The sequence below is a fragment of the Albidovulum litorale genome (assembly GCF_025751495.1).
GTDB classification, from domain to species: Bacteria; Pseudomonadota; Alphaproteobacteria; order Rhodobacterales; family Rhodobacteraceae; genus Albidovulum; species Albidovulum litorale.
The window spans coordinates 380,556-402,268 of sequence record NZ_JAOWKZ010000004.1; the positions used below are offsets into that span (position 1 = coordinate 380,556).

The 21,713-nt window shown below is 63.4% G+C and carries 28 protein-coding genes; 15 read left to right on the top strand and 13 right to left on the bottom strand.

Going from position 1 to position 21,713, the window contains the following annotated elements:
• Positions 1-138 precede the first annotated feature (138 nt).
• Positions 139-1,212 (top strand): Hint domain-containing protein, encoded by a 1,074-nt coding sequence (locus tag OEZ71_RS17105; RefSeq protein WP_263741264.1) that lies wholly within the window; start codon positions 139-141, stop codon positions 1,210-1,212.
• A gap of 101 nt (positions 1,213-1,313) precedes the next feature.
• On the opposite strand, the gene OEZ71_RS17110 is transcribed toward OEZ71_RS17105, so the two are convergent.
• From OEZ71_RS17110 to OEZ71_RS17120, 3 genes are read right to left on the bottom strand one after another with little or no spacing between them, the layout of a single operon-like run.
• Positions 1,314-2,339 (bottom strand): 5-oxoprolinase subunit C family protein, encoded by a 1,026-nt coding sequence (locus OEZ71_RS17110; RefSeq protein WP_263741439.1) that lies wholly within the window; start codon positions 2,337-2,339, stop codon positions 1,314-1,316.
• Positions 2,336-3,094 carry a 5-oxoprolinase subunit B family protein gene (locus OEZ71_RS17115; protein WP_263741265.1) on the bottom strand — a complete coding sequence of 253 codons (759 nt, stop codon included), beginning with the start codon at positions 3,092-3,094 and terminating at the stop codon, positions 2,336-2,338. The genes OEZ71_RS17110 and OEZ71_RS17115 overlap by 4 nt, the downstream gene beginning before the upstream one ends.
• A 27-nt stretch (positions 3,095-3,121) precedes the next feature.
• Positions 3,122-4,285, bottom strand: coding sequence for a lytic murein transglycosylase (locus OEZ71_RS17120; RefSeq protein WP_263741266.1), 1,164 nt, complete (start codon positions 4,283-4,285; stop codon positions 3,122-3,124).
• 173 nt (positions 4,286-4,458) lie between these two features.
• On the opposite strand from OEZ71_RS17120, the gene OEZ71_RS17125 reads away from it, so the two are divergent.
• Positions 4,459-4,821: a response regulator gene (locus tag OEZ71_RS17125; RefSeq protein WP_263741267.1), complete on the top strand. Its 363-nt coding sequence runs from the start codon at positions 4,459-4,461 to the stop codon at positions 4,819-4,821.
• A 3-nt stretch (positions 4,822-4,824) separates the two neighbouring features.
• On the opposite strand, the gene OEZ71_RS17130 is transcribed toward OEZ71_RS17125, so the two are convergent.
• Positions 4,825-5,799, bottom strand: coding sequence for a glutathione S-transferase family protein (locus OEZ71_RS17130; RefSeq protein WP_263741268.1), 975 nt, complete (start codon positions 5,797-5,799; stop codon positions 4,825-4,827).
• Positions 5,800-6,022: 223 nt separating this feature from the next.
• Between OEZ71_RS17130 and OEZ71_RS17135 the strand changes: the two genes are divergently transcribed.
• Positions 6,023-6,373 (top strand): hypothetical protein, encoded by a 351-nt coding sequence (locus OEZ71_RS17135; RefSeq protein WP_263741269.1) that lies wholly within the window; start codon positions 6,023-6,025, stop codon positions 6,371-6,373.
• Between the two features lie 57 nt (positions 6,374-6,430).
• Here the strand turns inward: OEZ71_RS17135 and OEZ71_RS17140 are convergent, their stop codons facing one another.
• A complete protein-coding gene (locus tag OEZ71_RS17140; RefSeq protein ID WP_263741270.1) occupies positions 6,431-6,976 on the bottom strand; it encodes a L,D-transpeptidase family protein in 546 nt (181 codons plus the stop codon).
• The gene (locus OEZ71_RS17145; protein ID WP_263741271.1) at positions 6,973-8,145 is read right to left on the bottom strand and encodes a MalY/PatB family protein; all 1,173 of its coding nucleotides are present in this window, start codon (positions 8,143-8,145) and stop codon (positions 6,973-6,975) included. The genes OEZ71_RS17140 and OEZ71_RS17145 overlap by 4 nt, the downstream gene beginning before the upstream one ends.
• Before the next feature lie 98 nt (positions 8,146-8,243).
• Here OEZ71_RS17145 and def (OEZ71_RS17150) point away from each other — a divergent pair, with 98 nt between their 5' ends.
• From def (OEZ71_RS17150) to OEZ71_RS17170, 5 genes are all read left to right on the top strand, one after another.
• Positions 8,244-8,765 (top strand): peptide deformylase, encoded by a 522-nt coding sequence (def, locus tag OEZ71_RS17150; RefSeq protein ID WP_263741272.1) that lies wholly within the window; start codon positions 8,244-8,246, stop codon positions 8,763-8,765.
• Complete coding sequence (gene def, locus OEZ71_RS17155; RefSeq protein ID WP_263741273.1) at positions 8,762-9,265, top strand: peptide deformylase; 504 nt, start codon at positions 8,762-8,764, stop codon at positions 9,263-9,265. Before def (OEZ71_RS17150) ends, def (OEZ71_RS17155) begins: the two co-directional genes overlap by 4 nt.
• Positions 9,266-9,331: 66 nt before the next feature.
• Positions 9,332-10,228: a methionyl-tRNA formyltransferase gene (gene fmt, locus OEZ71_RS17160; protein ID WP_263741274.1), complete on the top strand. Its 897-nt coding sequence runs from the start codon at positions 9,332-9,334 to the stop codon at positions 10,226-10,228.
• Positions 10,229-10,324: 96 nt separating this feature from the next.
• The gene (locus OEZ71_RS17165) at positions 10,325-10,771 is read left to right on the top strand and encodes a YybH family protein (protein WP_263741275.1); all 447 of its coding nucleotides are present in this window, start codon (positions 10,325-10,327) and stop codon (positions 10,769-10,771) included.
• A 69-nt stretch (positions 10,772-10,840) separates the two neighbouring features.
• The gene (locus tag OEZ71_RS17170; protein WP_263741276.1) at positions 10,841-11,083 is read left to right on the top strand and encodes a GlsB/YeaQ/YmgE family stress response membrane protein; all 243 of its coding nucleotides are present in this window, start codon (positions 10,841-10,843) and stop codon (positions 11,081-11,083) included.
• Here OEZ71_RS17170 and OEZ71_RS17175 read toward each other — a convergent pair.
• From OEZ71_RS17175 to OEZ71_RS17200, 6 genes are all read right to left on the bottom strand, one after another.
• Positions 11,080-11,700, bottom strand: a complete 621-nt coding sequence (locus OEZ71_RS17175) for a trimeric intracellular cation channel family protein (RefSeq protein ID WP_263741277.1) — start codon at positions 11,698-11,700, stop codon at positions 11,080-11,082. The genes OEZ71_RS17170 and OEZ71_RS17175 overlap by 4 nt on opposite strands.
• Complete coding sequence (gene rnhA / locus OEZ71_RS17180; protein ID WP_263741278.1) at positions 11,687-12,166, bottom strand: ribonuclease HI; 480 nt, start codon at positions 12,164-12,166, stop codon at positions 11,687-11,689. Before rnhA ends, OEZ71_RS17175 begins: the two co-directional genes overlap by 14 nt.
• Entirely contained in the window at positions 12,159-12,752 is a 594-nt protein-coding gene (locus OEZ71_RS17185; protein WP_263741279.1) for a class I SAM-dependent DNA methyltransferase, read from the bottom strand. Before OEZ71_RS17185 ends, rnhA begins: the two co-directional genes overlap by 8 nt.
• Positions 12,749-13,699: a 4-hydroxy-3-methylbut-2-enyl diphosphate reductase gene (gene ispH, locus OEZ71_RS17190; protein ID WP_263741440.1), complete on the bottom strand. Its 951-nt coding sequence runs from the start codon at positions 13,697-13,699 to the stop codon at positions 12,749-12,751. Before ispH ends, OEZ71_RS17185 begins: the two co-directional genes overlap by 4 nt.
• Positions 13,700-13,830: 131 nt before the next feature.
• A complete protein-coding gene (locus tag OEZ71_RS17195) occupies positions 13,831-14,271 on the bottom strand; it encodes a YqaA family protein (RefSeq protein ID WP_263741280.1) in 441 nt (146 codons plus the stop codon).
• Positions 14,272-14,307: 36 nt separating this feature from the next.
• On the bottom strand, positions 14,308-14,883 hold the full coding sequence (locus tag OEZ71_RS17200; protein ID WP_263741281.1) for a LabA-like NYN domain-containing protein: 576 nt from the start codon (positions 14,881-14,883) through the stop codon (positions 14,308-14,310).
• A gap of 135 nt (positions 14,884-15,018) precedes the next feature.
• Here OEZ71_RS17200 and folK point away from each other — a divergent pair, with 135 nt between their 5' ends.
• From folK to acpS, 7 genes are all read left to right on the top strand, one after another.
• Positions 15,019-15,579, top strand: coding sequence for a 2-amino-4-hydroxy-6-hydroxymethyldihydropteridine diphosphokinase (folK, locus tag OEZ71_RS17205; protein ID WP_263741282.1), 561 nt, complete (start codon positions 15,019-15,021; stop codon positions 15,577-15,579).
• A gap of 81 nt (positions 15,580-15,660) precedes the next feature.
• Entirely contained in the window at positions 15,661-16,014 is a 354-nt protein-coding gene (rpoZ, locus tag OEZ71_RS17210; RefSeq protein ID WP_263741283.1) for a DNA-directed RNA polymerase subunit omega, read from the top strand.
• A 30-nt stretch (positions 16,015-16,044) separates the two neighbouring features.
• Positions 16,045-18,168: a RelA/SpoT family protein gene (locus tag OEZ71_RS17215; protein WP_263741284.1), complete on the top strand. Its 2,124-nt coding sequence runs from the start codon at positions 16,045-16,047 to the stop codon at positions 18,166-18,168.
• Positions 18,169-18,221: 53 nt separating this feature from the next.
• The gene (locus tag OEZ71_RS17220) at positions 18,222-18,845 is read left to right on the top strand and encodes a DUF2062 domain-containing protein (RefSeq protein ID WP_263741285.1); all 624 of its coding nucleotides are present in this window, start codon (positions 18,222-18,224) and stop codon (positions 18,843-18,845) included.
• Between the two features lie 92 nt (positions 18,846-18,937).
• A complete protein-coding gene (locus tag OEZ71_RS17225) occupies positions 18,938-19,684 on the top strand; it encodes a pyridoxine 5'-phosphate synthase (protein ID WP_263741286.1) in 747 nt (248 codons plus the stop codon).
• Entirely contained in the window at positions 19,681-20,661 is a 981-nt protein-coding gene (locus tag OEZ71_RS17230; protein WP_263741287.1) for an NADPH:quinone reductase, read from the top strand. The genes OEZ71_RS17225 and OEZ71_RS17230 overlap by 4 nt, the downstream gene beginning before the upstream one ends.
• Entirely contained in the window at positions 20,658-21,068 is a 411-nt protein-coding gene (gene acpS / locus OEZ71_RS17235) for a holo-ACP synthase (protein WP_263741288.1), read from the top strand. Before OEZ71_RS17230 ends, acpS begins: the two co-directional genes overlap by 4 nt.
• A 48-nt stretch (positions 21,069-21,116) precedes the next feature.
• On the opposite strand, the gene OEZ71_RS17240 is transcribed toward acpS, so the two are convergent.
• On the bottom strand, positions 21,117-21,605 hold the full coding sequence (locus OEZ71_RS17240) for a GFA family protein (RefSeq protein WP_263741289.1): 489 nt from the start codon (positions 21,603-21,605) through the stop codon (positions 21,117-21,119).
• Positions 21,606-21,713: the final 108 nt, after the last annotated feature.

Consider the following 21,713-nt stretch of genomic DNA (forward strand, 5'->3'; position numbering starts at 1 on the left):
CATAAGAGGTGCGATCAGCCGAAAAGAACCCTTCAGGCCACAAATTCGTCCGAATTGACGGTGTAGTAGGGCAACAACTGGCGGTCTCGTGGCGCGGGGCGGGATGCTCCGCTGGTTATTTTGTGGAGGCGAACAGGCATGGCAGTTTCACCGACTTTTTGGGCGCGGGCCGACAGTCTCACGGCCAACAACTCGACCCTGAACCCGATCAAGGCGTCAGGCGGTTCCGGCGCATTTCCGGCGACGCAGATTTATTTCGAAAGCGGCACGCTCGGTTCCAACACGACCGGCGATCTGACGCTTGAGACTGGAGCTGGCGGTTTCGATCCCGACACCACGATCTGGATCGGTGGCACGGAGTACAATTTCCAGTACCAGCTGACCGGTACGCTGCCCGGCAACTCTCAGGTTCCGGCCGCGCTTGCGGGCAAGGAGGTCAGCGTGGTCACCGTGCTGAACTATCCCTCGAGCGGCCTTTCAACTGAACTGTTCTTCGTGACCGATGGTTCGGGGACGCAGACGCTGATGAACCAGATCGGCAACGGCGCCATTCCGCTGGAGCTCGTCACCACAAACCCCAACCCGGTCTGCTTCCTGCGGGGCACGCTGATCGCGACGCCCAAGGGCGAGGTTCCGGTCGAGGTGCTGAAGGCCGGTGACGAGGTGCTGACCGCCTCGGGTGCCACCGCCACCGTGCGCTTCGCCGCCGCGCGTGAATTGACCCTGATGGAGCTGCTGCTCAACCCCGACATGCGTCCGGTCTGCATCCCGCAAGGTGCGATGGGCGAGGGCCTGCCGCGCGCCGATCTCTGGGTTTCGCCGCAGCACCGGGTGCTGCTGCGCGGCTGGGCGACGGAAATGCTGTTCGGCGAGGACGAGGTACTGGTCGCTGCAAAGCATCTGAAATTCGCGCCGACGCTGCGCCGTCCGGCGCGCCCCGAGGCGGTGGAGTATTTCCATCTGATGCTCGACCGCCATGACATCGTGCTGTCGAACGGGATTGAGACTGAGAGTCTCTTCCCCGGCGATACCGCCATCGCTAGTCTGACCGAGGATGCGCGGGCCGAGATGGCGCTTGTGTTCCCCGAATACGCCGCCGACTGGACGCTCTACGGGCCCACCGCGCGACGCACGCTGTCGGCGCGCGAGGCCGAGGCGCTTATGAAAAAGGTGCCGCCGCTGGGCGCGGGTGAGGTCAAGGCCGTCGCCTGAGGAACCTTCCGCAAGGAATGAACAAGGGCCGGCATTGCCGGCCCTTTGTCGTTTCCGCAGGCGTCGCGGCAGCCACCGGGTAAGGTGGGTTTAAATCCACCTTACGTCTGCGGAACGTCGAGGTCGTCTCCCGCGGTTACCCCCCCGACAAGTTGATAGGCGAGCAGATCGCTCATGTCGCGCGGGTCGCGGATCAGTGGGCACAGGCTGCGCCTGAGGCCGTTGCGTCTGGTGTTCTCCTGCCGCTCGATGGCCACTGCCTCCTCCAGCGTGACGAAGCGGAACCTCAGCCGCGTGCCCGCCGGGGCCTGCGCTACGCGTGGCAGATCGGCGGGTAGGACCGAGCCGATGCGGGGATAGCCGCCGGTCGTCTGGCATTCGGACAAAAGGACGAAGGGTGTGCCGTCGCCTGTGACCTGGATGTCGCCGGGCACGATAATTTCGGAGAGGATATTGAGCCCGGCCTCGGTTTTGAACCCCTCGCCCCCGGGCACGGCGCGCACGCCCATCCGGTTGCCGCGTGTATCGCGGTGGAACTCTGTCGCCTCGAACCGGGCGAGTGTCGCGGCGTCGAAGAAACTGGTCTGCAGGCTCGGCACCAGCCGGATCGTCCCGCCGTCGAAGCGGCTTTCGGCATCGATGAGGAGGCCGGTCTCTGTCCCGGTATCGGGCCCGACCGGCAGCCGGTCATTGGCGGCGAGGGGTGCGCCGACCCCGGCTGCAAGATGCGCCGAACGGGCGCCGAGGTGTTCGGGCGTGGCCACGCCACCGCCAAGATGAAGGTAACCGTAGACGCCCCGTTCCGCCGCGCCGATGGTCAGTCGCGCGCCGGCGGGCAAAAGGTGGCTTGCATTCCAGACAAGCGCCGCGCCGTCGATATCGGCCCGCATAGGCGCGCCGGTCAGCGCGATGCGCAGGTCGGCGCTCGCCTCGAACACGCCGCCCATCCCGGCCATTTCGAGTGTGGCATGGGTGACAGGCTGGCCAAGCAGCGCCGCGCCTTCATGCAGCGCCAGCCGGTCGGCCGCGCCGCCGCGCGAAAGCCCCATGGCCAGATAGCCGGTCCGTCCCAGATCCTGCACCGTGACCCCGGGACCCGCGCGGTGGATGATCAGCGCGCGCGTCACCGGATCGCCTCGCATGTCGCGCCGCCATCTGGTCCGGACGTACGGATCTGTGCGAATGCCTCCGGCGTGACGGCGGGAAACATCGCCTCGTCGCCCGGGCGCAGGACGAAGGGGGTTTCCGCCTCGGGCCGGAAGAGCCGGATCGCGGTCTGGCCGACATGGCGCCATCCGGTCGGGGTGGTGACGGAAAAGAGCACGAGTTGGCGGATCGCCACCACGAGCGCACCGACAGGCACGCTTTCCGTTAGGGCGGTCTGGCGGGGAATGTTCCATTCCGGCGGCAATACCCCGAGATAGGGCTGGCCAGGTGCGAAGCCGATGGTCTGGACCCGGACCCGGGTATTGGACAACGTGTCAATGGCCCGATCCGCCGTGACGCCTGCGGCGGCTGCAGCTTCGTCGAGCTGGGGGGCGAGATCGGTGCCGTAGACCGTGGGTATGCGCCAGAGCCGCCGTCCGCCGGGCATCGGCGCGCCGTACCAGTCGCGGTCGGCGAGCAGGTGTTCGAGCCGCGCGCGCATGGTCGCGTGATCGAAGTGCAGAGGATCGAACCGCAGATAGGTGGAGGTGAGCGAGGTCGCAGTTTCCTCCACCCCGTCCCAACCCGCCCGGTCGATTGCATCGCGAAAGGCGAGTGCCGCGCGGTTCGCGGGTTCGTCCAGCCGGTCCGCGAAGCTGACAAGGAAGCCGTCGACCCCTACCGTCAGGATGCGGGGCCATCCGGTTGTCCGGTTCATCGCTTCTGCGTTCGCCATGCCCGTCACCCCGGCGCTCTCACCCGGTCACAGCTTGCCGAGAAGGGCGGGTGTCGGCCAGGCGTCGGCTGGCAGACCGAGGCGCATCTGCTCTTTCTGCACCGCCTCGCGGGTCTTTTCACCGAGGATGCCGTCGATCCCGCCGACATCATGGCCGCGCGCCTCAAGCTTCTGCTGCAGCGCTTTCATCTGGCCAGCGGAAAGCCCCGGTTCGGGCTGGCCCGGATCGTAGACCGGCGCGCCTTCAAGCCGCGTGGCGAAATAGGCCGCCGTGGTGACGTAGACGAAGCTCTTGTTCCATTCGAAATAGACGTGGAAATTCGGGTAGGCCATGAAGGCAGGCCCCTTGCGACCCATCGGCAGGAGGACCGAGCCTTTCAGCCCCTTCGCCAGCCCTCCCGAGCGGCCGCGCACCCCCATCCGTTCCCATTCGGCGGTGCTGAGCGTGTGGTTCAGGCCGGTTTTCGACCAGTCGAGCCCCTCGGGCACGGTGATTTCCTGCAGCCATGGTTCATTGCGTCGCCAGCCGAGCCCGCTGAGCATCTTGGCCCCCGACATCAGCGCATCGGGTGGCGAGGTCTTGAGCGAGACATGGCCGTCACCGTCGCCATCGACGCCGTTCCTGAGAATATCCTCGGGCAGCATCTGCACCATGCCGACCTCGCCGGCCCAGGCGCCCTTGGTGCGGGCCGGGTCGAAATCGCCGCGGGCATAGAGTTCCAGCGCGGCGAAGATCTGCGGCCGGAAGAGATGCGGCCTGCGGCAGTCATGGGAAAGGGTCACGAGTGCGTTCAGCGTGGTGAAATCGCCCTGAACCGCGCCGTAATCGGTTTCGAGCGCCCAGAACGCCAACAGCACGCCGGTTGCGATCCCGTAGTCGCGCTGGATGCGCTGGAAGGTGCTGGCGTATTTCTGGCCGTTCCGTTGCCCGTTCACCATGCGGTTCTTGCTGATCACGGCGCGGGAAAACTCGATGAAGTCCTTGCGGAAGACGCCCTGCGAACGGTCGGCCTTCAGAACCGCGCCGTCCTGCCGGACACCGGCAAAGAACGCGTCCACCCGGTCGGCAGGGTGGCCCGCCGCGCGGGCTTCGGCCTTCAGACCGGCGACGAAATCACCGAATCCACCGCCGCAGGCGAGCGTCGTTTGGGGCAGGGCGGCAAGGGCAAGGGCGGCAAGGATGATGCGCATGGCTACCTCTCGTCTGTCCGGGCCGAGACTACCAAGCCCGGCGCCACTTACAACCGGCGGAAACCCGCCATCGGCGGAGGTCGTTAAGACTTGGTTAACGATTGTTTATGATTCTTAACAAATCGCAAACGACCGGGTGGAATTACACGATCCGGTGGTCCTCAGGAGGCTTCATGCGCGTGCTCATTGTTGAGAGCGACCCGAACCTCGGATGGCTTTGGAAGCGGCATCTGGAACGCTTCGCCATGACGGTAACGCTTGCGGCGGATCAGGACGCCGCGGTGAACCATCTGGAACATGAGGATGTGGAGATCATCGTGATGGACCTCGTCCTCAACCGGGGCAGCGCCATCGCGGTGGCGGATTATGCCGCCTATCGCCGCCCAAAGGCCAAGGTGGTGTTCGTGACCAATACCAGCTTCTTCTCGGATGGATCGATCTTTCAGCACATCTCCAATGCCTGCGCCTTCCTGCCCTCGGCGACCCCGCCAGAGGATATCGCCGCCGTGGTGGAGCATTACGGCACCAGCGCCTGACGCTCACCCGCGCCCATGCGGGGCAGCGAAGTCGAGAACCGGGTTGATCGGGATGATCCGGTTCGGATTGATCGTGTCGTGGCTGTAATGGTAGTGCCGCACGATATGGTCGAACCGGACGGTCGCGGCGACGCCGGGCTGTTGGTAAAGATCGCGGGTATAGGCCCAGAGATTGGGATAATCGATCAGCCGTCGCCGGTTGCACTTGAAATGCAGGTGATAGACCGGATCAAAGCGCACGAGCGTGGTGAAGAGACGCCAGTCAGCCTCGGTCAGCCTGTTACCCATCAGCCAGCGCTGACGTGACAGGCGGTCCTCCAGCCAGTCGAGCGTGTCAAAGAGCGCGGTGACGGCGGCGTCATAGGGTTCCTGCCGCGTGGCGAAACCGGCCTTGTAGACGCCGTTGTTGACCGTGCTGTAAATGCGCGCATTCATCGTCTCGATGTCGCCCCGTAGATCGCGGGGCCAGAAGTCGCGGTCATTTCCCGTCAGACCGTCGAAGGCCGAATTGAACATCCGGATGATTTCGGAGCTTTCGTTGGAAACGATTGTCGCGCGCTTCCGGTCCCACAGAACCGGAACGGTGACGCGGCCGGTATAATGGGGGTCGGCCTTGGTATAGATGTCGCGCAGGAAGGGCAGACCGTGGAGATGATCGCCGGTCGCGCCGGGGAAATCCGTGGCGAAGGTCCAGCCGTCCTGCAACATGTCGGGATGCACGACCGAGACGCCGATCAGGCCGCCGAGGCCCTTCAGCGCGCGAAAAATCAGGGTCCGGTGCGCCCAGGGACAGGCATAGGAGACATAAAGGTGATAGCGTCCGGCCTCGGCCGGAAACCCGCCATCACCCGAGGGGCCGGGCGCGCCGTCAGTGGTGATCCAGTTCCGGAACCCGGCATCGGCCCGCTTGAACGCGCCGCCGGTGTTTGAAGTGTCGTACCATTCGGTCGACCATTTCCCGTCGATCAGTCTGCCCATCGTATATTCCTTTGTCGTTCCCTCCTTCAGGTAGAGCTAGCGATGGGCGCAGGCTACGGGCATGGGCGCGGAGATGCTCTGCACATGCGCACAGGTTTGTTCGCGGGGGTGAAACAAAATCACAAAACTGTCACCTATTGGGCACAAATCCTTCTTGACCAAAAGGTTAACTTGATTTTGAGGACCGCTGGATCATGCTGGAGGGGTGGGGGGAGTGCGTGTAATGACGGATATGTTGCCAAAGGAAGTGCGTGCCGGGCTGGAAGAGGCGCGCAAGCGTGATCTGAAACGCCGGTCGCGTCTGAGGGTGATGGTCGGGGACGAAATCTATCCAATCCTGAAATTCTGGGAGACGGGTTTCGCGCTCGACGCCGATCAGGTGCAGCATCTGCGCGGGCTGGTCGATATCTATGACGGCACGCGCCATCTCTATACGTCGCTGATCATCGCGTCGGATGTGGAAGAGGGCGACCTGATCTGCACGATGAAGCGCTCGACCATCGCCCATGATTCCGTGCCGCTCGATTACGTGCGCGAGTCGGATGCACCGGTGGGGTACCTGCCGCGCAACTGAGCCGTATCGGCGCCGTGGGTTTCGGCGGGAGTATTTCCGGCAAGAAGAACCCGGATGTCAGGGTCGGATTTCGACCTCGGTTCCGATGCGCGTGATGCGCCAAAGCTCCTCGATTTCCGTGTCTGAGACGGCGATGCAGCCTTCGGTCCAGTCGTGGCGGAGCGTCGCCTTGCCGTAAAAGGCGTTCGGCTGGCCATGGATGAAGATGTCACCGCCGGGGGAATAGCCGCCTGCCGAGGCGCGGATCAGGTCGTCTGCCTGCGGATAGTTGATGCCGAGCGACAGGTGGAACTTGCTTTCGGCATTGCGGCGGTCGATGCGGAATGTGCCCTCAGGCGTGCGCCCGTCGCCCTGCCGCACCTTGTCGCCTTCAGGCGCGAACCCCAGCGCGACTGGATAGGTCCGCAGGGCAACGCCGTCGCGAAAGACGGTCAGTTGCCGTGCCGCCTTTTCGATCAGGATGCGGTCGATCTGCACCGTCAGCGGCGGCAGAGGCGCGGGCGGAAGCGGTGCAGGGAAACGGTATTGGTAAAGCGCCAGCATCCCCAGCCCGAGCGCGATGGTCAGGATGGTCAGCTGGAAAAGCCGGCGCAGAAACCTCATTGCAGGTCGCCGAAGGCCCTCTGCATCCGTTCGACGGCATCCTCGATCCGGGCCTGCGGCCGGGCAATGTTGAAGCGCAGGAAGCTTTCGCCGCCAGCGCCGAAGCCGGGGCCGGGGCTCGCCGCGATGCGGGCAACGTCGCGGGTCCGCGCGTTGAATTCGTCGAATGTCATGCCGGTACCAGAAAAATCGACCCAGGCCAGGAAGGTCGATTGCAGGGGCAGGGACCGCACCCCTGGGATCGCGTTGATGCCCGCATCGAAGATTTTTCGCATCCGGTCCAGATGTGCGACCTGCGCGTCGACCCATTCGGCGCCTTCCGGCGAATAGGCGGCGGTCACCATCTTTACCCCGAGTCCGTTCGGCTGTGAGTCGAGCTCGCGGAGGCGTTTCACCATCTGTGCCCGGAGCGTCGGATCGGAGATGATCATATTGCCCGTTCGCTGACCGGCGATGTTGAAGGTCTTAGATGCGGCGGTCATTGAGATCAAACGGTCGTGCGCCTCTGGCGCTGCGACATCCATCGGCACAAAGGTTTCGCCGGGATAGACGAGATCGTGGTGCACCTCATCCGAAATGATCCTAAGCCCGTTCCGTACCGCGAATTCCGCCACCGCGCGTAATTCTTCGGCTGTCCAGATCCGGCCCGAGGGGTTTTGCGGCGAGCACCAGATCAGGAGTGTTTCCCGCCCGGTCATCCGGCTTTGGGCGTCGTCCAGATCAAGCTCATACCGGTCGCCAACGCGAGCGAGCGGGCATTCCGTCAAGACCCGGCCTGCGTTTCTGATCTTGTGCGCGAACTCGTGATAGACGGGCGAAAAAACCACCACGGCATCGCCCGGCTCGGTCCAGACGTCGATGGAGAGCGCGATCGCGTTGCCGAGACCCTGTGCGGTCAGAATCCAGTCGGGATCGATCTGCCATTTGTGACGGGTCGCCATCCACCAGCGGATCGCCTCATGATAGTCGGAATAATCGGCGAAATAGCCGAAGATGCCGAACTCTGCCTCCTTGCGGACGATATCACGGACACAAGGCGCGGTTGGATAGTCCGAATCGGCGGTCCACATCGCCAGCCCGTCCTCCGGCGAGACGCCAAGAAGTTTTTCCATAAGGTCCCATTGTGAACAGTGGGAGCCGCGCCGGTCGATGATGTCGTTGAAGGTCATGGCCGCCTCTTGCAGATCGGCATGACCCTAGCCATCCTTGCGTCGGGTGCAAGGGGCCGGGCATTGCACGTGCGCATAGCTTGCCCTAAATCACCCGCATGACGATACGCCCGATCCTGATCCATCCCGACCCGCGCCTGAAAAAGCGCTGCGATCCCGTGACTGAAATCACGGACGACCTGCGCGCGGCTGCCGAGGACATGCTGGAAACCATGTATGACGCGCCCGGCGTCGGCCTTGCCGGGCCGCAGGTCGGGCTGATGTCCCGCATTCTGGTCATGGATTGCGTGAAGGACCCCGAGGCCAAGCCGCGCCCGATGGTGCTGATGAACCCGGAAGTCACCTGGGCCTCGGAGGAAACCAACACCTATGAGGAGGGCTGCCTGTCGATCCCCGAACAATATGCCGATGTCACCCGCCCGAAAGAGGTCAAGGTGCGCTGGCTGGGGTTGGATGGCGAGGCGCATGAAGAGCAGTTCGGCGGGCTTTGGGCCACTTGCGTCCAGCACGAGATCGACCATTTGGACGGCAAGCTGTTCATCGACTACCTGACGCCGTTGAAGCGCCAGCTGATCACCCGCAAGATGCAGAAGCTGAAGCGCGAAAAGGCGCGTCTGTGACGGTCCGGCCCTTCGTTCCCTATCCCGACAAGAGGCTGCGCACGGCTGCCGAACCTGTCGCCGAGATCAATGAGACCGTGCGGATGATCTGGGACGACATGGTCGAGACGATGGATGCGATGCCGGGTTATGGCCTTGCCGCGCCGCAAATCGGCATCATGCTGCGGCTGGCGGTCGTCGATTGTTCCGACAAGCGCGGGCAGGCGGTGAAATTGGCTAACCCCGAGGTGCTGCACGCCTCGGTCCAGATGCGCAGGCACGATGAGGCAAGTCCAAACCTGCCGGGCGTTTTCGCAGGCATTGAACGGCCCCGCGCGGTAACCGTCAGGTTCCTGAACGAGGTGGGTGAGGTCGAAGAGCGCGATTTCGTCGGGCTCTGGGCGACGAGCGTTCAGCATCAGATCGACCATCTGAACGGCAAGATGTTCATCGACCATCTGTCGCCCGTGCGGAAGAAGATGCTGGTCGCGAAGGCCGAAAAGCTGAGGAAGCGCGGATAGCGGCGGGGGGCTTCGCGCCCCCCGCACCCCCCGCGGAGTATTTGGACCAAGAAGAAGGGGTGAGGCATGCGCGTCGTGTTCATGGGAACACCGGATTTCTCGGTCCCGGTTCTGGACGCGCTGCATGCCGCGCACGAGGTTGTGTGCGTCTATTGCCAGCCGCCGCGCCCGGCGGGCCGGGGCAAGAAGGACCGGCCAAGCCCGGTTCAGGCGCGGGCCGAGGTTCTGGGCCTGCCGGTGCGGCATCCGGTCAGCCTGAAAGGGGATGAGGCGCAGGCGGAGTTCGCGGCGCTTCAGGCTGATGTCGCGGTGGTCGTGGCGTATGGGCTGATCCTGCCGCAGGCGGTGCTGGATGCGCCGAAACATGGTTGTCTGAATATCCACGCCTCGCTTCTGCCGCGCTGGCGCGGGGCGGCGCCGATCCATCGGGCGATCATGGCGGGCGATGCGGAAACCGGCATCTGCATCATGCAGATGGAGGCGGGGCTCGATACCGGGCCGGTCCTGTTATGCGAGCGGACGGCGATCGGTGCCGACGAGACAACGGCCGAGTTGCATGACCGGCTTTCGGAGATGGGCGCGCGTGCCATCGTTGAGGCGCTGGGGCGGCTCGATGCGCTGGTTCCGGTGCCGCAGCCGGATCAGGGCGTGACCTATGCGCAGAAAATCGACAAGGCCGAAGCGCGGGTGGACTGGACCCGGCCCGCGGCGGAGGTCGACCGGTTGATCCGGGGATTGTCGTCCTTTCCTGGCGCGTGGTGCGAGATTGGCGGCGAGCGGGTGAAGCTGTTGCGGTCCCGGTTGGCGGGCGGCGCGGGTCAGCCGGGGCAGGTTCTTTCCGGCTTCATCGTCGCCTGCGGGTCCGGTGCCGTCGAGATCGTGGAGGCGCAGCGCGAAGGAAAGCGACCGATGCCTGCCCGGGATCTGCTTCTTGGATGGGACCTGCCGGACCACCTGTCCTGAGCCGGATTCGGCCAGACACCCCCGCTGTGATATGCTGACCTTGTACCCGTGATCCGGTTTTGAGTCTCGAATGTGGTAGCAACCTGGGGGACACCAATGAAAACGCTTTTCGGACTTCTCTCGTGTGGCGGATTCTGCCTGGTTCCGGCACTCGGTCTGGCCGACGAAGCGGCCATCGCCGAACGCGTGGCGAGCTTTGAGGCGGCCTTCAATGCGGGCGATGCGGCCGGAGTGGCAGCGCACTATTCCGCCGATGCGGTCATCATGCCGCCTGATATTGCGACAATTCACGGACGTGAAGGCGCCGAAGCGCTTTGGACCGGGTTTATCGATGCCGGTGCCACCGACCTCGACCTGACCACGGTCATGCTCGAGGTGAGCGGCGACCATGCGCACGAGATGGGAACATTTGCGATCAACGTGCCGGACGGCAATGGCGGGACGATGACCGCCATGGGCAAATACGTGATCATCTGGACGCAGGACGATGCGGGCGTCTGGAACCTGAACTGGGACATCTGGAACAACGATCCCGCAGGGTAGGCCGCGCGCGACCGCATTCACATCCCGGCGTCGTTCCGGCATAGTTCGCCCTGCAGTTTGGAGGGCGTCATGATCGTCGTGTGGCTTATCATCATCGGTGCGGCGGCCGGGTTCATCGCAACCCGGCTGATGGGGATGGAAACGGATCTGGTCAGCACCATTGCGATCGGCGTTCTGGGTGCCGTGATCGGCGGGCTTACCCTGCGGTTCCTCGCCGTGGTCTCGGGCTGGCTCGGCGGGTTCGTCGGTGCCGTGCTGGGCGCGATGGCGTTGATCTGGTTGTGGAAGACCTATGGGCCGAGGGGCCGCTAACGGCGCGGCGGGCGGGACCGGTAGACCGGAAGGCTCCAGCCGAAGATCAGGCTTCCGGCCCTCAGCGTGAACGTCACAGCCGCGCAGATAAGTAGCGCCATGCCCGCCGGAAGGAACTGAAACGCCACAAGCGCCGCGCCTGACCCGGCGAAGGCGGCGGTGACGTAAAGTTCGCCCTGTTTCAGGACGAGCGGCACCTCGTTGCAGACGACGTCGCGCATCAGGCCGCCGAGGCAGCCAGTGGCCACGCCCATCAACAACGCGACAGCCGGATGGTGATTGAAAAGGAGCGCCACGCCCGTGCCTGCGGGCACCGCGACCGACAGCGCGCAGGCGTCGAGCCAGGTCAAAACCTTAAGCCGGCTTTCGAAGATATGGGCGGTGAAGAAAACCAGCACCGCCGCCACGACGGCGACGCCGATATAGGTCGGCTCGGCGATCCAGAAGACCGGGTTGCGGTCCAGCACCACATCCCGGACGGTGCCGCCGCCGACCGCTGTTAGGCTCGCCAGAAAGGCGAAGCCGACGATATCGAGCTGCGCCCGGCTGGCGACCAGCGCGCCGGTCAGCGCGAAGATGAAGACCGAGGCATAGTCGAGAAAATCAAGAAGCGTCATCGGCCTTGGCCTTTTTCGGCTTGAAGGGTTTCATACCCGCCCGCGCCAGTTCGTCGGCGCGCTCGTTCTCCGGGTGCCCGGCATGGCCCTTGATCCATTCCCACGTCACCTTATGCCGCGCCTGCGCCTCATCGAGCCTTTGCCAGAGGTCGACATTCTTAACCGGCTTCTTGTCCGAGGTGCGCCAGCCATTGCGCTTCCAGCCATGGATCCATTGGCTGACGCCGTTCTTCACATAGGCGCTGTCGGTGACCACGGTGATCGCCGAGGCCCGTTTCAACACCTCCAGCGCCGAAATCGCCGCCAGAAGCTCCATTCGGTTGTTCGTGGTCTCCGCCTCGCCGCCATTGAGTTCGCGGGACCGCAGGACCGTCTCACCATCCTTGGCGAGCATGAGAACGCCCCAGCCGCCAGGGCCGGGATTGCCGGAGCAAGCCCCGTCGGTATAGGCGAAAAGATCAGGCATGGGCCTCGATGATGACAAAGGGGTCGTCGGTTCCCGCAAGGCCTCGTTCGTGGCCTTCGGAGGTGGAGGTCACGGTGAAACCGGCATCCGCCAGCATCCCGTGCAGTTCTGCGACCGAATAGTAGCTGTAAAGCCGGTCGAGCCCGTCGCGCGCCTCGCCCGTGCCGGTCTTCATGCCCAGATGGAACAGTCCGCCGGATTTCAGCGCACAATGTAGGGCCGCGAGGTGGCGGGGGAATTCGGCGCGGGGCGCGTGGAGAAGCGAGAAATTGGCCCAGACCCCGTCATATGCGGCCACGACGTCGATATCGTCGAATGTGGCCAGTCGCGCATTGATGTGATGACGCTCGTTGGCCATTTTGACCATCGTGGGCGACGCATCGACCGGGTCAGGGTCATGCCCGGCTGCGCGGAGAAAAGCCGAGGCCGTGCCGGGGCCGCATCCAAGGTCGAGTACGCGGGCGCCCGCGGGCAACGCGGCGATGAAGGCGCTCAGATGCCGGTCGGGCTTGGCGCTGGTAAAGCGGTCGGCATAATCGCCCGCCTTCGCGTCATAAACGGCGATGGTGCGGGGATCGGCGCTCATGCCGGTTCCCGCAGGACGCGCGGCACCTTGAATTCGACGTTCTCCTTTGCCGTCTCGACCAACTCGACCGTCACGTCGAAACGGGCGCGGAAGGCGTCGATCACCTCATTCACCAGCACTTCCGGCGCAGATGCCCCGGCAGTGACGCCCACGGCCCGGATGCCGTCCAAGGCGCGCCAGTCGATATCGGCTGCGCGCTGAACGAGTTGCGCATAGGTGCAGCCGGCCGCGCGGCCGACCTCCACGAGGCGTTTGGAATTGGAGGAGTTCGGCGCGCCAATGACCAAGAGCGCGTCGATCTTTGGTGCGACGGCTTTGACCGCTTCCTGCCGGTTGGTGGTGGCGTAGCAGATATCTTCCTTGTGGGGCCCGACGATGGAAGGGAAGCGGGCCTTGAGCGCGGCCACGATGTCGGCTGTATCATCGACCGACAAGGTCGTCTGTGTGATGAAGGCCAGCTTTTCGGGGTCGCGCGGAGTGATCGTGGCGACGTCCGCCACGGTCTCGACCAGCAACACCTCGCCTTCGGGCAGTTGCCCCATTGTGCCGAGTGTCTCGGGATGCCCCGCATGGCCGATCATCACCATCTGAAGCCCGTTCTGGTGGTGACGCTCGGCCTCGATATGGACCTTGCTGACAAGGGGGCAGGTCGCATCGACAAACGTCATCGCGCGTCGCGCGGCCTCGGCCGGGACGGCCTTGGGAACGCCATGGGCCGAGAAGATCACGGGTCGGTCGCCGGGGCACTCGTTCAGCTCCTCGACAAAGACTGCGCCCTTGGCGCGCAAACCGTCGACCACGAACTTGTTGTGCACGATCTCATGCCGGACAAAGACCGGGGCCCCCCATTTCTCCAGCGCCATTTCGACGATCTTGATCGCGCGGTCGACGCCGGCGCAGAAGCCGCGCGGGGCGGCGAGGTAGAGGGTCAGGCCGGGCCGGTTCATCGCATACTCCTGCCGGTCCAGCATGCGGGCTGGCCCGGGTCATTTTCGAAACCACTGGTGCCGGAAATCCAGTGAATGGGCTCCGGACCTGTATCGGCCCGAAATTCTGTAAGCCCTTGGGCCCGGGGCGTCTAGCCCCCGAGGATCCCCGCCGTGATCAAGGCCAGCGCCACATAACGGCCGGTCTTGGCCAGCGCAACGAGCCCGACAAACAGCCAGAGTGGCGTGCGCATCATCCCTGCGACAACAGTGAATCCGTCACCAAGTGGCGCCCAGCTGAAGAGCAGAGTCCAGACGCCGTAGCGCGCATACCATGCCTGCGCGCGGGCCAGTTTTGCCGGGCTCACCGGAAACCAGCGCCGGTCGCGGAAGTGTTCGACCCAGCGGCCCATGATGTAATTCACCATCGCGCCAAGCGTATTGCCGACCGATGCCACGACAACGATCAGTGGCAGGGCGACCCTTGCATCGGCCTGCATCGCGACAAAGACGACCTCGGACTGCAACGGCAGCAAAGTGGCGGCGCCGAACGCCACCACGAAAAGTCCCAGGAGGGACAGAAGCTCGGTCATGACAGGCCTGCCGGGGCGCTCATGCCCCGGCTCCGATCACTCGTCAGCCGTAACCGCCGAATCTTCGCGGTCAAAGCGCGGCTCGCGCGGCGGGCGGCCGATCACGTCGCGCAGGGCGTCAAGCTCGATGAAGTTGTCGGCCTGACGGCGCAGTTCGTCGGCGATCATCGGCGGCTGCGAGCGGATCGTCGAGACGACCGAGACCCGCACACCCTGACGCTGAAGACTTTCGACCAGAGGCCGGAAATCCCCGTCGCCGGAGAAGAGCACGATGTGGTCGACCCGCGGCGCAAGCTCCATGGCATCGACCGTCAATTCGATATCCATGTTGCCCTTTACCTTCCGCCGCCCCTGGCTGTCGGTGTATTCCTTCGCGGGCTTCGTCACCATCGAGAAGCCGTTGTAGTGGAGCCAGTCCACCAGCGGCCGGATCGGCGAGTAGTCGTCGTTTTCCAGAAGCGCAGTGTAGTAGAACGCGCGGAGGAGCTTGCCGCGACGTTCAAACTCCTGACGCAGGAGTTTGTAGTCTATGTCGAACCCGAGCGCCTTTGCGGCTGCGTACAGATTCGACCCGTCAATGAACAGCGCAAGCCGTTCGTCCTTGTAGAACATCAATTGTTCCTTCCAAAAAAATTAGCCGCCGAGATTCCGACAATCGTTTGGGTGGGCAAACTGGAATTCGGTAGCTTTAGTCCCCGTGAGTGAACACGTATAGTCAGATTGGCATATAAATTGATATCTGTACAAATGGATAAGTTGGCCGCGATCGCTATCGGCAGTAACTCCCCTTCCGGCAAAGGGGATTCGCTTGCGACCGTGATTTCCGCACTTGTGGAAATTCAGCGCGATATCGGCCAAATTGTCGCCGTATCGCGATTTTTCCGCACTCCGGCCTATCCACCTGGCTCTGGTCCCGAATTCGTCAATGCCGCCGCGCTCGTCGCTTCGTCAATGTCGGCCGAGGAGGTTCTGGCGGCTTTACACCGTATCGAAGCGGCAGCAGGCCGGACACGGGAAATCCGCTGGGGCGCGCGGACGCTTGACCTCGACCTTCTCATCCTCGGCGATACGGTTCTGCCTGACCGCGAGACCCAGAAAGCGTGGATGGCGCTGCCGCTTGAGAAGCAGAAGCAGGACGCGCCGGACCGGCTGATCCTGCCGCATCCGCGGATTCAGGACCGGGGATTTGTATTGATTCCCTTGGCCGAAATCGCGCCAGCGATGGTCCATCCAGTGACCGGACTGACCGTCGCAGAGATGGTCAACGCACTGTCAAAGGCGGAAAAGGCGACGATTTGCCCGCTTTGAAAGGGAATCATCGCTTGTCAAGGGGGAGAGGAGCGCCTAAATAGCGGGCTCCATATCTCCCAAGTCCGATTGGAGTGTCTCATGGCCCGCGTGACGGTCGAAGATTGCGTTGACAAGGTTCCGAACCGGTTCGAGCTGGTAATGCTCGCCGCACATCGTGCGCGCGAAATCGCATCCGGCGCACCGCTGACCATCGACCGCGACAACGACAAGAACCCCGTCGTCAGTCTGCGCGAGATCGCCGACGAGACCCAGACCGCCGGCGACTTGCGCGAGCGGATGATCGAAAGCCACCAGACCCAGATCGAGGTGGACGAGGCCGAAGAGGATGCGATGGCGCTTCTCATGGGTGCCGAAGTTGACCGTCCGGCTGACGACGACATGTCGGAAGAGAAACTGCTCCGGGCGCTCATGGAAGCTCAGGGCCAGGGCTAAGCCCAAGAACACCGAGGCGCGCGGACCGGAATGATCGACGTCGAAGACCTGATCGCGCTGGTCCGCAACTACAATCCCCATACCAATGCCGATTTGATTCGGACGGCTTATGATTATGGCCGCCGGATGCATGAGGGCCAGTTCCGCCATTCGGGGGAACCCTATTTTACCCATCCGGCTGCAGTGGCTGCTATCCTGACCGAGCAACGGCTGGATGATGCCACGATCATCACCGCGCTTCTGCACGACACGATCGAAGATACCAAATCCACTTATTCCGAGATTTCCGAGAAGTTCGGCGAGGAGATTGCTGAACTCGTGGATGGCGTCACCAAGCTGACCAATCTGCAGCTGTCTTCCACCGCTTCAAAGCAGTCGGAGAACTTCCGCAAGCTCTTCATGGCGATGTCGAAGGATTTGCGGGTCATCCTTGTCAAGCTGGCCGACCGGCTGCACAACATGCGGACGATCAAGTCGCTGCCGCATGAAAAGCAGGTCCGGAAGGCGCGCGAAACGATGGATATCTTTGCCCCCCTCGCGGGACGCATGGGTATGCAGTGGATGCGCGAGGAACTGGAAGACCTGTCGTTCCGCGTGGTGAACCACGAGGCGCGGTCGTCGATCATCCGCCGCTTCATCACGCTGCAGAAGGAAACCGGCGACGTGATCCACAAGATCACCGCCGATATCCGCACCGAACTGGAGAAGGAAGGCATTGAGGCCGATGTCTTCGGCCGCGCAAAGAAGCCCTATTCGATTTGGCGCAAGATGCAGGAAAAGCAGCTTGCCTTCTCGCGGCTCTCGGACATCTACGGCTTCCGGGTGATCTGCCAGAACGAAAGCGACTGCTATCGTATTCTTGGTGCGATCCATCGCCGCTGGCGGGCGGTTCCGGGGCGGTTCAAGGACTATATCAGCCAGCCGAAATCGAACGGCTACCGCTCCATCCACACCACGGTTTCGGGACGCGACGGCAAGCGGGTCGAGGTGCAGATCCGCACCCGCCAGATGCACGAGGTTGCCGAAAGCGGTGTGGCTGCGCATTGGTCCTACCGCGATGGTGAACGCGCGAAGAACCCCTTTGCCGTCGATCCGGCGAAATGGATTGCGTCCCTGACCGAGCGGTTCGACAACGGCGACGACCACGATGAGTTTCTCGAAAACGTGAAGCTCGAGATGTATTCCGATCAGGTCTTCTGCTTCACGCCCAAGGGCGATGTGGTGCAGTTGCCGAAAGGGGCGACGCCCTTGGATTTCGCCTATTCGATCCACACGCGGATCGGCAACTCGACCGTCGGCGCCAAGATCGACGGCATCCGGGTGCCGCTCTGGTCCCGGTTGAAGAACGGCCAGTCGGTCGAGGTCATCACCGCCACCGGCCAGCGGCCACAGGCGACATGGATCGACATCGTGGTGACGGGGCGCGCGAAGTCCGCGATCCGCCGGTCCTTGCGCGAAGAAGACCGTGAGCGGTTCGTCAAGCTTGGCCAGGAACTGGCGCGGGTGGCGTTTGAGCATCACGGCCGCAAGGCGACCGAAAAAGCGCTGAGGACGGCCGCCAAGACGCTTGGCCTGCCCGATGAGACCGAAGTGCTCGCCCGTCTCGGCAGTGCCGAACTGACCGCGCGCGAAGTGATCGAGGCGATCTATCCCGAACTGGCTTCGGCCCACCCCGATGAAGAGGTCGATGCCCGCCGTCCGGTCGTCGGACTGACCGCCGACCAGAACTTCCGCCGCGCCAATTGCTGCCAGCCTGTGCCGGGAGAACGTATCGTCGGTATCACCTATCGCGGTCAGGGCGTGGTGATCCACACGATCGACTGCCCCGCACTGGCCGAGTTTGAGGAGCAACCCGCCCGCTGGGTCGATTTGCGCTGGCATTCGGGCCGTCACGCGCCGGTCTATACGATCAGCCTCAACATGACGATCGCCAACGATGCCGGTGTGCTGGGCCGCATCTGCACTTTAATCGGCGAGCAGAAGGCGAATATCTCGGACCTTACTTTTGTCGACCGTAAGCCTGACTTTTACCGTCTTATCGTGGAAGTTGATTTGAGGGATGCCGAGCATTTGCACATGGTGTTGAAGGCGCTCGAAGCGGAAAGTGACGTGGCTCAGGTGGAACGGTATCGCGATCTGGGTCGCAAGCCCTGATGGGCGAAGGGGAAGATTAAGTGGTTTTCAAAAGGCGGACACCGCGGTCCTACATGCAGCTGATCGCCGAGGCCTTCTGGCCCCGCGGCGGCTGGACGCGCGCCTTTCACTACGTAAAGCATCGGGTCCGTCGTCTGCCCGACCGCCCCGACCGGATCGCGCGCGGTGTTGGCGCAGGGGTCTTTGTCAGCTTCACGCCGCTCTTCGGCCTGCATTTTGTCGCCGCCGCGCTTGTCGCGAAGGCCGCAAGGGGCAACATCCTCGCCTCGCTTCTCGGCACGTTCTTCGGCAATCCGATCACTTTCCCATTCATCGCCTTTTCGTCGATGAAACTCGGCCATCTGATCCTTGGAACCCAGTTCGATGAAAGCCAGCATGCGACGCTCTTCGGCAAGTTCGTGGGCGCGGGTCAGGATCTGAAACACAACTTCTTCGCCATCTTCACCGAGGCGACGGCACGCTGGGACAACCTCTATAATTTCTGGAACGAGGTCTTCCTGCCCTATCTCGCGGGCGGTCTGCTGCCCGGCATTGTGGCCGGTGTCCTGTCCTACTACCTGTCGGAACCGGTGATCGCTGCCTATCAGAAGCACCGCCGCAAACGGCTGAAGGCGCGGTTCGAGAAGTTGAAGGCGAAACTGCATGCGCGGGCCGGGGAACAGCAGGGCAACAGCTAGTCCCGAATTGTATCCATGACGATTCAGACATTCACAGTGGCGGCAACGCCGGTCTAACCTGCCACCGGGCCTGACAAATCGGAGTACATGACGTGAATGAACTGCGGCTTGGCGTGAACATCGACCATGTGGCGACCGTGCGCAATGCGCGCGGCTCGGCCTATCCCGATCCTGTTCGTGCCGCCAAACTTGCCGAAGACGCGGGCGCCGACGGCATCACCGCCCATCTGCGCGAAGACCGGCGCCACATCACCGACGGCGATATCGACCGGCTGATGGAGGCACTGTCGGTGCCGCTGAATTTCGAGATGGCCGCGACGGACGAGATGCAGAAGATCGCGCTTCGCCATAAGCCGCATGCCGTCTGCATCGTGCCGGAAAAGCGCGAGGAGCGGACGACCGAAGGTGGGCTGGAGGTCGCGCGCGAGGAAAACCGGCTGGCGCATTTCATCGCGCCGCTGGCCGAGGCAGGGTGCCGCGTGTCGATCTTCATCGCCGCGGATGCCGCCCAGATCGAGGCGGCGCACCGGATCGGCGCGGCGGTGGTGGAACTGCACACCGGCGCCTATTGCGACTTTCATGCCGAGGGGCGCTTTGCCGAACGCGATGCCGAACTTGAGCGGCTGCGTGAGATGTCAGCCTTCGCGCATTCGCTCGGTCTTGAAGTGCATGCGGGCCATGGCCTGACCTTCGACACCGTCGCGCCCATTGCCGCCTTCCCCGAAGTGCGCGAGCTGAATATCGGCCATTTCCTGATCGGCGAGGCGATCTTTGTCGGCCTCAAACCGGCCATTGCCGAGATGCGCCGGATCATGGACGAAGCACGGGCCGGGCGATGAAGGCTGTCTGGTTCGAACGGTTCGGTCCGGCGGATGAGGTCCTGACGGTCGGTGACCTGCCCGACCCCGTCCCCGCGGCGGGAGAGGTTCTGGTGCGGCTTCACGCCTCGGGCGTGAACCCGTCGGATGTCAAGCTTAGGGCCGGTGCGAGGGCTGGGGCGGTCATGGGCTGGCCCCGGATCGTGCCGCATTCCGATGGCGCGGGCGTGATCGAGGCCGTGGGCGCGGGTGTTGATGCGGCGCGGGTCGGCGAGCGGGTCTGGATCTGGAACGGCGGCTGGCAGCGGCAATTCGGCACGGCGGCGGAACGGATCGCGCTGCCCGCCGAACAGGCGGTACGCCTGCCGGATGGCACCGGATATGCCGAAGGCGCCTGTCTTGGTATTCCGGCGATGACCGCATGGCGCGCGGTCTTTGCTGACGGACCGGTCGCGGGCAAGACGGTTCTGATCACCGGCGGTGCGGGCACTGTCGGGCGCTATGCCTGCCAGATGGCCAGGCTTGGTGGCGCGCGGGTGATCACCACCGTGTCCTCGGCGGAGAAGGCCGCCCACTCGACCGCCGCGGAATGGATCAACTATCGTGACACGGATGTCGTTCAGGCTGTGAAGGACATGACCCGTGGCGAAGGCGTCGACCGCATCGTCGAGGTGGATTTCGCTGCCGGTCAGGCCGCTGCCATTGCACTTCTGAAGCCCGGCGGTGTGATCGCCACCTATGCCTCGGCCTCAGAGATGCAGCCCCGGCTGGACTTCTACCCGCTGATGTTCCGCAACATCACGCTTCGGATGATCCTCGTTTATCTGCTCGACCCCGAAACGCGGCGGCAGGGCGAGGCACAACTGACGGAGTGGCTTGAGGCCGGTGCGCTTAGCCATGCCGTCGTGCCGGGTGGGGGGCTTGCCGACTGCGCGGCGGCGCATCTTATGGTCGAGGCGGGCAACAAGCTCGGCACGGTCGTGCTGGAGGTCGCATGATCCTCGGCATCGGCACCGATCTGGCCAATATCGAGCGCATTCAGGCGACGCTTGACCGGTTCGGCGACCGCTTCCGCAACCGCGTCTTCACCGAGGTGGAGCAGCGCAAGGCCGAACGGCGGCGGGACACAGCGGGCACCTATGCCAAACGCTGGGCCGCGAAAGAGGCCTGTTCCAAGGCGCTGGGCACCGGGCTGCGCATGGGTATTTCCTGGAAGGACATGGCGGTTTCGAACCTCAGGAGCGGTCAGCCGGTCATGCACCTGACCGGCTGGGCGGCCGAGCGGCTGGCCAAGATGACGCCCGAGGGGTATGAGGCCATCGTCCATGTCACCCTGACAGACGACCACCCATGGGCACAGGCATTCGTGGTGATCGAGGCGCGTCCGCTGACCGTGTCCGGGTAGCGGTGCTGCTCGAATTGCACGTTTGCGGGACGAAGCAGTCCTTTTGGACTAGTCGCCACCAATTTGGCGACAAGTGTCGAAAACGGTAGCTTGCTGCGGCGTACCGTCGTTCGTTGTGGCGTGCTCCACATACGTCGGCAGGCCAGCTGGAATTACGGTGTCCGAGCGAGCAACTCCAAGAAAAATGTGCTTGGAGTTTGCTGGGTCGATCGGAAACCAGCACGGATTATCAAAAGTCCCAGCATAGACGCCAACCGCGTCGGGAAACCGCTCGAAGCTTAGCCAGAGCTTGGTTCCGCAATACGCGCAAAAATGAACGTGAACGACTTTGCCAGAACCTGCAGAGGTTTGATCGAAGACCTTGGGAGTACCCGAAAGGATAGTGAAGTGGTCCGCTTTGAAAATCGGCTCGACCATATAGGCTGATCCCGTGGCCTTTTGGCAGAAGCGACAGTGGCAGACGGTAATCCGGCTAGGTTGTGCCAGTGTTGCGTAGCGAATGCCTCCGCAAAGACAGCCTCCCTCTTGCCTTGTCATTTTATGCTTCCCCTTGTGCTTTTTATGAAGTCGTGAGCGATTGCACTAATCGGCAGCGTCGCACACATCCAGCACGGGCCAAAGACAAAGCTGTCAAAGCTTGCACTA